We start from the raw sequence: 9899 nt of genomic DNA, 5'->3' as shown, positions 1-9899 counted from the left end.
TCCCAGGGCTCGTTGCCGGTCTCGCCCAGATAGGGAGGTGTCACCAACTCGCCCCCGCACAGCTCACCGCCGGTGACCGGGACGCAGTCGGCATCCGGGTTACTGCTGCAGGTCGTGGTACTGCGGCAGAAGCCGTCCATCAACCGCTCGCTGATCGTTTCAAGGCAGGCGGCCGATTCCCAACTCCACAGATCCACGCGCTTCTCGACCCGCCTGACATACTCGATGATCGGCTCGCCAGTCTCGGGATCGATGCCGACTTCCACCGGGTCCCAGTAGACCGTGGCATCCAGCGTCCGACTGGCGGAGCAGCTGAGCTTTGGCTGATCCTTGTCCGGGATCAGGCAGGCTTCGTACACGGGCACATGCACCGTTCGCGGACGGCTGAGAAAGCTGTTGTCCCAGGTGCAGTCGGCATAGGTCGTGGTGAAGTCATCCAGCGAGCTGACAGTGGCATCGGTGAAGGCCCACAGCGGATCGCTGCTCAGATCGGTGCGCTCACGATCGACCGGAGCCAACAAGGTCTGGTACGCCTGACCGGTCGCAGACGAGTCGGCATAGGGCGTGTCGACCAGGTCCTGCTGCGTCTGGAGACCCGCTGCTTCCAAGGCGGCTGGATTGCCGTAGAGCGCACTCCAGTCGGTCGCTTCGCCGGCCTCCGCGCCCGGGAAGAAGACCCGATAGTCGCCGGGCTGATCGAAGGGGCTCAAGAGCGTCGAATCGCTCCCGAGTACGGTTCCCAGATCCTGGCCATCGGTGGCTGCCTGATCGAAGTCGAGCGCCCGGCGCAGGTCATCGCCCCACACCAGCGCCCAGGGGGTCCAGATAATCGCTAGAACCAGGATCCACACGAGCCATCTGGCTCCAGTCCTCAGCGGAACCGAAGGGTCAGAGCCAGGTCGCACAACAATCATGCCAGCGCCAGATCAGATAGAGGTGGTCCTCGCCGACCCCAGGAATGTTGCGCCACATCCCCCAGCGCAGCTCGCTCTCGCCGATGACGTGGTTGGAGTTGGCCTCGGGGAGCGGATAGAACTGGGAGAGGCGGTACTGGGTCTTGGGCAGCATAAGGGCGAAGGGCGCCTCGCAGAGGGCGGCGTCGCCAAGGGTCTGACGGGCGAGTCCACGCCGGTGCAGCGCTGCGAGCACCCGCGCGCTGGCGAGGCTCATCTCCGAGGGACGGCCGTTGAGCGTCGGGATGCGTCCGGTGAAAGGATAGAGCCCGCCCCAGGCGCCGGCGCACCAGAACAGCTCGTCCAAGGGTTTCTGAATCGTGGTCGCCGAGGCGGCATCGACCAGACAGGCCGCCTGCGCGATCGGATTGGCCACGAAGGCCGCTTCCGGATTGGTGAAGAAGGCCAGCTCGTCGTTGTTCCAGGTCGGATCCAGCTCGGAAAGATAGAGCACATCGAAGTCGGTCAGGTGATCGACGTTGCAGCGATCCGGGAAGAACAGATCGAGCATCACCAGGACCGGAAAGGCGTAGTAGTGATAGTTGTAGAAGGCCTTGTCCGAGCCGTCGTACTCGGCCTGCCCTGGCGTGCCAAGGGTGCGAAAGGCGCCCAGATCGAGCCGCGCGCCGCCGAGCGAGGGCATGCAGCCGGGAAGACGGACCAGCTCGATGATGCGCGCCGGCTCCCACATGCCGATCACAACACCTGGACTCGGAAGCCCGGCGGGGTCGGTGCAGGCGCACAGCGCCTGGTCGCTCGCCTTGCTGGGAACCGATCCGCCGCCGATCGGGGCGCCGGCGATCTTGAGCGGAAGGAGACAGCTCCAGCAGATGTCGGTGATGAGCTTGGGGCCGAGCAACTCGGCGTCGGGGCAGACGGCGTTGCCCAGACCGATCGTGGCCGCCTCCTGGGCGCGCACGGTCAGGGCCAGCGCGAGCAGTAAACCAACCAGCACGGCGGCCTGAAGGAAGCGGCAACTCAGCATTCTGCGCATGCTCAGCCCTCCGGCGGCCATTCGGCGACCACCAGCGTGCCGTCGCGCGACTCGACCACCGCCGGCACCCGCTCGATCTGGAAGCGGCGCTGAACGTCGGGGGTGAGGAGGTAAAGTGGATCGTGCAAAGCCGTCTGGACGTCACGGTAGCCACCCCACCCAGCCTGGCGATCCAACCGTGTTGCCAGATAGAGCGGCAGCCCTCCCTCGGCGCGACTCGCGGCTCCGCGTCGCGCGACCTCCGCCACCTGACGCGGGTCGGTCGCATCGAAGACAAAGAGGCGCTGACGAAAAGGCATGACGGCAAGCGGATCGACACGCTCGCCGGCGCGGATCAGGGTGGTCCCGTCCGGGAGGGTCACATCGGCTTGAGCCACGAGTGTCAGGTCCAGACGTCGCTCCCGAACCTGCTCGGCGGTCGGCAGCTCGGCAAACGAGGCCCGCTCCCAATAGCGCGCTAACGCTGCTTCGCGCCGGGCGCTCCAATCGATGCCTGCCAGACGCCGTTGCAGCTCTGCAATCAGATCGGGTTCGCTAACGGCGACGGTGGGTCCACGCACGCCCAGATCACCGCGCCTGCCCTCCTCCACCTGCTCCAGCAGCCAGTCCGGACGGCTGATGCCGCTGACGCGAGCGATCTCTTTCCCGGCCCCATCGGTGGTAATCAGCGTCGGCGCCACCTCGACCAAAGGGGACTGGAAAGGACGTGGGTCGATCTCGATGCGGGGAATCGCATTGATGCTCAGGCCATCGCGTGCTTCACGCAGAAGGACGTGGATCTGGCGGATGAAATCACCCAGCGATTCGCCCGGCGCCACACCCCGAAAGACCACCCGCACCTCGGGCCGTCCGGACGCCTGCGCGAACAGCTCGCGCAGTTGAGCCTCACCCAGTGCGCGGGAAGCCAGGATGGTCACGGTCAGATCGGTGTCGGTGCCCGCCTGATCCGTTGGTTCTACATCGGACCTCAGAGGCGTCACCAACACTTGCCGGGCCGCTCGAAGATCCCGCAATCGGACCGACCAATCCTCCACGTTGCCCTGCTGCTCGATCAGCCACCCCGGCTGCGGTGCCGTCAGTACCTGCTCCTGAATCTGCACCGCCTGATCGCGCAGCGCAGGGTCTGGCAGCGCGCCATCGGCCCTGCTCTCGGCGATGATCATGGTCGCCAGAGCACTAATCAGGACCGACACCCATCGCCGCTCAGAACAGCGCATAGGCCTTCCCGACCATCCGCGTGACCGGGAGAAAGCCCCAGTAGCGCGAGTCGAAGCTGTCGGCGGTCTCGCCAAGCATCCAGAAGTGCTCGACCGGGACCCGCTCGTGGCGGATGAAGCTCGCAGGATCGCGCTTTAGCGCCGGGGCCAGTGCCAGTCCTTGCGCCATCGGCATGCCGTTGATCGCGGTCCCGGCGAGCGTGACCGTCACCCAGTCACCCGGCACCCCGGCCGCGTGCTTGACGAACAGGCGTCCCTCGAAGGCGTCCACCCCCAGCCCCTGCGCGCGGAAGGCCACCAAATCCCCCTGGATCACCTCCTCGGGGCCGGTGAAGGTGTCGATCAGGAAAACGCGCGAGGACTCCAGACAGCGGTGCGCCTGCAGATCGATCCCGAGGCGGTAGCGGATCGCGCCATAGGCGCCGAGGCCCAGCACCACAGCGAGGGCCACGACGGCCAGCGCCGCCCAGCGCCAACGCAGCGGCCGGATGCCGGACCGCCAGCGGCTCCCCACAAGCCGACCTTGAGCACCTGGCTCAGCCTTACTCGGGCGCATGCGGCACCTCCGTTTCCAGAACCGTCAGCACAGACGGAGCGGCCAGCACCGCATGACGATCCAGGACCAGTATGCCCCGCGCTGCCAGGCGCTCGGCGGCCTGGGTGTAGTCGCGCAGGATCGCCGTCATCTGCGCCGGGTCGGCGCCACGGGCGGCCGCAGACAGGTCCAGCAGCAGCACCGGCGGTCGGACCTCCAGGGCCAGGGCGAGCTGACGCTGCCACCAGAGGCTGAGCAGAGCGCCACTGGCCAAGCAGAGGAGCCCAGCGACGAGGATGACCATCGCTAACGCTGGACGACCCTCAGCCATGTCCACGCTCCGCCAGCAACCTCCGGATCGCCGCATCGATCGACAGTCCCTGCCGGCGCAACGCACTGAGCGCCGCCACATCGCGCGGGTGGGTCGAATAGAGCAGCTGACGGAAGGGATCCACCACCAGCCGCCCGATTCCGGCCCCGTAGTCGCCGATGACCAGGATCTCGGAATAGACGCCGGGGACCGTGTGCACGGTCTTTAAGAGTTCCGCCCCGCCCTCGGTCAGCGGCAGGCGCTTGGCGGCGCGTAGCTGATCGATGGCCTGCGCCGGCTGAGCGAGCAGGAAGGTGTGGGCCGAGTTCTCGGCGATCGCCCGTCCAGTCGGATGAGCATAGAGGTCGTTGAGCGACTGGGTGACGGTGACCGCGGCACCGCGGTACTTGCGAAAGCGCCGGTAGCCGGTCTCGATGAAGCGGGCGACATCGCCCTGGGTGAGCAGGTCCCAGGCCTCGTCGAGGATGACGAGCTTGGCCTGGTCACGCTCGCCCAGATACATCGCCTGCTGGATCTGGTAGATCAGCTGCAACAGCACCACCTGCTGGAGGTGCTTGCGACCTTTGAGTTCCTCCAATTCGAGGACGACGAACGGCGCGGAGAATTCAATGCTGTTGGGTCCGTTGAAGAAGCGCCCGTACTCGCCTGAAGTGGTGAAGGGATAGATCTGGGTGCCCAGATCGCGCAGCCGGGGATCGTTCTCGGCGCTCAGTGCTGTGGCGATGCCGTCGACCGTCATGGCCGGTCCCTGCGCGTCCCACAGGGTCTTGAGCACCCGCTTGAGCCCCGAGAGGGCATAGTCATCCAGCCCGCCAGAGGGCGCGATCATGGCCCCGACCAGGGCCGCGATCATGTCCGCCTCCTCGTCCCAGTGGACCACCAACTCGAAGGGATTGAGGCAGATCCGCGCCTCGCGAGTGAAGGCCAGGAACTGACCGTCCAGCGCCTCGCAGAGCTTCTCGTAGGAGCGACCGACGTCGATCACCCAGCAACGCCCGCCCACCGACAGCGTGGTGGAGATCAGCTCATTGGTCAGAAAGGACTTACCGGCGCCCGACTGGGCGGCAATGCAGGCGTTGTAGTTGGAGGCCGAGTCGAACAGCGAGAGGTTCATCAACTGTCCGCCCCGGCTGATGAGGTTGAGCACCGGGGTGCCGGTCCCTTTCCAGTCCCCATGCACCGGCATCAGGTTGACCGCGTGCGAGGCCGCCAGGGTGCGGTAGCGCTGCATGTCGCGAATGGCGGTCCGATCGGCACCGAAGGGCAGACAGTTGAGAAACAGGGGGAGCGTGAAGAAGCGGTCGCTCACCACCTGAAAGCCCAGCTCGCGCCAATAGGTGCGCAGGTTCGAGGCGGCGGCGGTGGCCTGGTCCTTGGGCGCGAAGAGCACCAGCCCCAGGTGCGCCCGCACCGGGCGGTCCCCGGCATCGAGACGCTCGAATAGCACCCGAAAGCCCCGCGCCCGCTCGGCCAAGCGCGGCAGGTAGACCGCGATCGGCCCGGTCGCCATGTTGGTCGCCCACTGACTCTGGGTCTGGAGCAGCGTCCGGGTGGTCTCGGGCTCGGGGAAGTGGAGATTGAGACACACCAGCAGGTTGTGCGGGATGCCGCGCGCCCCCGAGAAGGGATCACTCAGATAGCGGGTGGCCAGACCGAAGTGCAGCCGATCGGGAAAGCGCTTGACCGACAGGGTCTGCACCCGACACGCGCCCAGCGTGAGTCCCTGCGCATCGACCTCGATCCCTTGATCCGAGTCCAAGAACTGCTCGCGCAGGATCCGCGTCGGATCGGCCTCGGGCGTCACCCGCTCACGCCAGGTCGCCTCCGGCCGCCAGTTGAGCAGGCTGCTCATGAGCCGGACCAGATCCCCGGCCATCAGCGCACACGGCTGAAGCCCGACGGTTGAGAGCACCTGTTCGGTGCTCGCGCGCAGATCGAGCGCGGCCTGATGCGCGGCGGCACTGGGCAGCGGGCCGGGCAGCGGGAGCTTGACCGTCACCAGCACCTGGACGTCTCGGACGCGGGTCTCGGACTGGCGGATGAGTGGAGCACTGACACCAGCGCGCAGAAAGGCCGCCCGCTCGGCGGTCGCGGCCCGCAGCAGTGGATGACGCAGCTCGGTACGCAGGCCGTTCATCACCGCAAGCGGTCCCTCGATATCGGGCGAGGCCCAGAGGAGGATCTGCAGCAGGGTATCGGTTGGCCATTCCTGATTGACCAGCGCCGTGAGACGGTCGGCGTGACCCTGATCGGCCCCAGCCAGGGGTTGGCAGCACCAGCCGAAGGCGAGGCTCTGATCGTCGAGCAGGAAGATCCCCTGCTCGGGGTCGCAGGCGAGCGGCGGAAAGAGCGCGGAGGCGCGCTCGCCCTGGAAGCGCCGTTCCCTCATTGGGCAAGCTCCGGCGCGACGACACGCTTCAGTTGCAACAGGAACGGATCGGTCGAGAGCACCCGAGCACGCTTACGCCGCAGCAGCTCGCGGGCGCGCGCTGGATGACAGGGCTTGAGCAGACGGCGGTTGGCGTCGCACACCAGCACCGGGGTCCGTCCCTGCACACGGGCCAGGGCCTGATCCAGAAAGCGATCGCGCGCCTGCGGCGACAGCTCGGCCAGGGAGGCGAACAGGGCCTTGGGCACCGACAGATAGTGGCGGGTCTCGGGCAAGGGGCAGCACAGGGACATGGCGGTCCTCTCTGATCCGTGGGGTGGGCCGTTGCCGGCCCGGTCTCGGCCGGGAGTGGCCGGTGGCGCGTTGAAGGCGCGCGCGAGGTGAGCCGATGGCCAGCCGTCCTCAGACGAGCGGCAGGGTCGCGCTGAAGAGGGTGTTGATGATGTTCGGCGCGACCAGCATCCCGACCCCCGCCGAGACGCCGACCACGAAGCCCATGATCGACTGGCGCATGACGCCGGCGACCAGGCCGACCAGGATGAAGGCGACCGCAATGACCTTGCCGAGCAGGCCGGTCATCCAGCCCGTCAGCAGGGTGTAGACCTCCTGGAACTCGGTGCCGGTGGTGTCGCCAGTGCCGGAGCTTGCGGCCGCGATCATGGGGGCGAAGGCCAAGGCCAGGATCAGGATGCGGCTGGCCAGGTGCTGTCTGTCATGAAACGTCATCGTTGGGGTGTCCTCTGTCGGTTCGATCAATTCAAGGAGCGCCGGGGCTCGCCGGTCGCGGAGGGGCAGTGATCGCCGGCGCAAGTCGGTTGGCGACGCGGGGGCGCGGAGCTGTCTCCGCCGCCCGATACGACGCGCTGCTCGACCTGCAGGGGCTTGAGCAAGGCATTGGAGAAGCGGTCCGGCCCGGCGGCGAGGCTCCAGGTGCGCGGGGCGATCTCGGTGAAGACGTAACCGCTGGCGTGCAGGTCGGCGTTCTCGTCTTCCCAGGGCGCGAGCCAGATGCGCATCACCTGCGCGGGCACGCGGAGCGGGATGGGGTCGCGTGAGCGGGGTAGGAGCAGGTCTTCGTCGGCGGCGATGGGCAGGGCCTCCACTGGCTCATCGACTGGGGCGACATCGGGTGCAGCTGAAGCGTTCGCTGGGTTCCGTGTGGCGCCGAACAGCGCTGCATCGTCGCCAAAGAACCCACCGGACGAATCGCGTCGGTGGACGGACACAGCCACCCGTCGCGCCGGTTGCGCACCTGATGCCTCGCCGTCCACCCGCTCGGATTCCCAGTCGGGCGGCTGCAGCGAATCGGTCCCGTTGGTCAGGTCGTAGACCCGTGAGGCGGGCAAGCACAAGGGGTCGCTGGGATGACCTTTGCAGCCAAAGCGCTTCTCGCCCACGGCGAGCGAGCCGCAGCCGCTGGTCACCAAGCTGACGCCGAGGAGCAGCAGGAGTAGCCCGCTCCGCGCGGGATCGAATGGAAGGGTCGGTTCTTTCGTCATCACGCATCTCCAGTGAGCCAAGCGAGCAGGTCGGCCGGCACACCCCCGTGCAGCCGCCCGTCCGGTGCGATCAGGAAGGGCACCTGGGTGATGCCGAGCAGTTGGGCGGTGACCAGGGCACGCTGGAGGGCGCCCTGTCCGCAGGTGCCCTCGGCCGGCGGTAGGGTCTTGAAGGCGTGGCTGAGCAGGGCTTCCAGAGCCGCGGCCGGATCGCTTTCGGCCAGACAGTTGAGCCGCACCGCCGTAGCGAGTGACGCCTGGCCGAGCACTCCGAGCGGGATGAGGCGAACGCGATAGGGCGCGCGCTGCGACGGCGACAGTGCCTGGAGCTGATCGAGCAGGTTGGCGCACTTTGGGCAATGAGGATCGAGGAAGACCCAGACCTCCTCGGCCCCCGCCCCCAGATCCAGCGCCCCCAGGTCGCGGACATCGAGCTTGAGGCGCGTCCGGTCGATCCGTCCCATCAGCCGGTCGGCCTCGGCCAGCGAGGTCAGACGCGCCCCGTGCCAGAGGTCGATCGCAGGACCCAGGAAGGCATAGCGGCCGTTGGTCGAGACGAAGAACACCCGCTCGCCCGACTGGACCATCTGGACCCCGTTCACGGGCAGACGGCGCATCCCCTCGATGCCTTGCATGAGCTGTGCGATGTCGTCGGGCTCCGTGGTCACAGCCCCTGCCCTTTCATCGCCAACCGCGCCCACCGGCAGACCGACCAACAGGACCAGAGCCAAGGCTGATCCAAGGGTCGCTCGTTGCATGTGCACCCGCATCGTCGACCTCCTCACCGCCGCCCACCACGGCGACGATTCGCCTGGGCCAGTTGCAGCGACGCCCCACGATTGAGGATCACCTCGATGGGACGCCCGGCATCGACCTCAATCACCGGGAAGATGTTCTCGGCCATGTCGAGGTAATACTGGGCGAGCCGATCAAGCGCCTTACCGGTCCCGGTGATGGCTGCGGCCTGGGCCGAGTCGCCGGACAGCACATCCTGGTATTGGACCTTGCCGTCGCTGGTGGTCGAAATGGTCGTCACCGAGGACTTGTTGAAGACATCCGAGATTCCCTGCAGGAAGGACACCTGCATGGCGCGGGCGATCACCTGCCCCTGCTTGGAAACCAGGCGCCCGCGCAGCCCCACCTTGCCGTCCTCGCCGACCGCGTAGCCATCGACCGGGACCTCGATCACGCCGCCGTCGCGGCGCACGCAGGTGATGACCTCGGTGCGCAGGAAGGCGCGCTCGCTCGAAAGCTCGCCGTAGCCCGCGACCGTGATGAAGCACTCGCGCACATCGGCGCGGAAGCGGTTGGGCAGGATGGCGTCGTGCTTCAGTCGCACCAGGGCCGGATAGGGGTCGCGGCGGGCCTGTCGTCCGGTGGGGGCATCCATCCCGGAGAGCAGGACCCCGCGCAGGAGACTGCCGGCGGGGATTAGGATGGCTGTGCCAGCGGAATCGCCGGTCTGCTTGGTGGTCGCAGACGCCACCGCATTGGGCGCAGGGGCCTGCTCCACCACGCGGATCGTCAGCGGCCCGCTCGCCCGTGTCGGCTGAGCGGCTGGGCGCGGGCTGAGGGCACTCAGCGGTGAGGCGGGCGTGCGCGCGAACAGTGCTGGATCGTCCAGGGCTGGTGGCTTCGCTGGAGACGGCGAAGATCGTGCAGGCGCAATGGGTTCCGATGGCTTCGGTGGCGTCGGCGTCGCTGGCGTGGCCGCCGGATGCGCGTTCACCTTATCCCGCAGCCGGGTGATCTCCTGCTGGAGGGCCTGGATCTCGGTCTGCTGGGACTGGCGCAGCTGCTCGACCTGGCGGTTGAGCGTGGCCGCCTCGCCGGGGCCGCGCTGACGCTCGCGGGATGTCGCCTGGGCCAGCTCACGCTCGAGCTGGGTCAGACGATTGGCCAGACCGTCGATGCCGAGCGCACGCGGATCGGCGTCGGTCAGCAGATGCCGGGTGAGCCGCTCGCGGGCCTGCTCGGCGCG

The 9899-nt window shown here is 67.6% G+C and carries 10 protein-coding genes and 1 pseudogene; all 11 read right to left on the bottom strand.

Features of this window, described 5'->3' with window-relative positions:
* Positions 1-851: pseudogene (locus G3480_RS23525) on the bottom strand (conjugal transfer protein TraN); the annotation flags it as partial.
* 37 nt (positions 852-888) lie between these two features.
* Positions 889-1947 carry a TraU family protein gene (locus G3480_RS23520; protein ID WP_164656652.1) on the bottom strand — a complete coding sequence of 353 codons (1059 nt, stop codon included), beginning with the start codon at positions 1945-1947 and terminating at the stop codon, positions 889-891.
* Positions 1948-1949: 2 nt separating this feature from the next.
* A complete protein-coding gene (locus G3480_RS23515; RefSeq protein ID WP_338114211.1) occupies positions 1950-3140 on the bottom strand; it encodes a TrbC family F-type conjugative pilus assembly protein in 1191 nt (396 codons plus the stop codon).
* A gap of 10 nt (positions 3141-3150) precedes the next feature.
* Positions 3151-3720 (bottom strand): signal peptidase I, encoded by a 570-nt coding sequence (gene lepB / locus G3480_RS23510; protein ID WP_164656648.1) that lies wholly within the window; start codon positions 3718-3720, stop codon positions 3151-3153.
* Positions 3707-4030 (bottom strand): hypothetical protein, encoded by a 324-nt coding sequence (locus G3480_RS23505; protein ID WP_240906012.1) that lies wholly within the window; start codon positions 4028-4030, stop codon positions 3707-3709. Before G3480_RS23505 ends, lepB begins: the two co-directional genes overlap by 14 nt.
* A complete protein-coding gene (gene traC, locus G3480_RS23500; RefSeq protein ID WP_164656647.1) occupies positions 4023-6419 on the bottom strand; it encodes a type IV secretion system protein TraC in 2397 nt (798 codons plus the stop codon). The genes G3480_RS23505 and traC overlap by 8 nt, the downstream gene beginning before the upstream one ends.
* The gene (locus G3480_RS23495; RefSeq protein ID WP_164656645.1) at positions 6416-6712 is read right to left on the bottom strand and encodes an RRXRR domain-containing protein; all 297 of its coding nucleotides are present in this window, start codon (positions 6710-6712) and stop codon (positions 6416-6418) included. Before G3480_RS23495 ends, traC begins: the two co-directional genes overlap by 4 nt.
* Before the next feature lie 109 nt (positions 6713-6821).
* Positions 6822-7145, bottom strand: coding sequence for a TraA family conjugative transfer protein (gene traA, locus G3480_RS23490; RefSeq protein WP_164656643.1), 324 nt, complete (start codon positions 7143-7145; stop codon positions 6822-6824).
* Between the two features lie 26 nt (positions 7146-7171).
* Positions 7172-7918, bottom strand: coding sequence for a TraV family lipoprotein (locus tag G3480_RS23485; protein ID WP_164656641.1), 747 nt, complete (start codon positions 7916-7918; stop codon positions 7172-7174).
* Positions 7918-8676, bottom strand: coding sequence for a disulfide isomerase DsbC N-terminal domain-containing protein (locus tag G3480_RS23480; RefSeq protein WP_240906011.1), 759 nt, complete (start codon positions 8674-8676; stop codon positions 7918-7920). The genes G3480_RS23485 and G3480_RS23480 overlap by 1 nt, the downstream gene beginning before the upstream one ends.
* A gap of 23 nt (positions 8677-8699) precedes the next feature.
* Positions 8700-9899 (bottom strand): TraB/VirB10 family protein (locus G3480_RS23475; RefSeq protein ID WP_164656638.1); only part of this gene is annotated, 1200 nt, incomplete at its 5' end.

Source organism: Thiorhodococcus mannitoliphagus (genome assembly GCF_010915725.1).
Classification (GTDB): Bacteria; Pseudomonadota; Gammaproteobacteria; order Chromatiales; family Chromatiaceae; genus Thiorhodococcus; species Thiorhodococcus mannitoliphagus.
This window is presented reverse-complemented; position numbering and strand designations above follow the sequence as displayed.

What these genes read in the sequence shown, in the direction of transcription:
- G3480_RS23520 (WP_164656652.1), bottom strand. Translation starts at nt 1,947, where the DNA reads ATGCGCAGAATGCTGAGTTGCCGCTTCCTTCAGGCCGCCGTGCTGGTT.
- lepB (WP_164656648.1), bottom strand. Translation starts at nt 3,720, where the DNA reads ATGCGCCCGAGTAAGGCTGAGCCAGGTGCTCAAGGTCGGCTTGTGGGG.
- G3480_RS23505 (WP_240906012.1), bottom strand. Translation starts at nt 4,030, where the DNA reads ATGGCTGAGGGTCGTCCAGCGTTAGCGATGGTCATCCTCGTCGCTGGG.
- traC (WP_164656647.1), bottom strand. Translation starts at nt 6,419, where the DNA reads ATGAGGGAACGGCGCTTCCAGGGCGAGCGCGCCTCCGCGCTCTTTCCG.
- G3480_RS23495 (WP_164656645.1), bottom strand. Translation starts at nt 6,712, where the DNA reads ATGTCCCTGTGCTGCCCCTTGCCCGAGACCCGCCACTATCTGTCGGTG.
- traA (WP_164656643.1), bottom strand. Translation starts at nt 7,145, where the DNA reads ATGACGTTTCATGACAGACAGCACCTGGCCAGCCGCATCCTGATCCTG.
- G3480_RS23485 (WP_164656641.1), bottom strand. Translation starts at nt 7,918, where the DNA reads ATGACGAAAGAACCGACCCTTCCATTCGATCCCGCGCGGAGCGGGCTA.
- G3480_RS23480 (WP_240906011.1), bottom strand. Translation starts at nt 8,676, where the DNA reads ATGCAACGAGCGACCCTTGGATCAGCCTTGGCTCTGGTCCTGTTGGTC.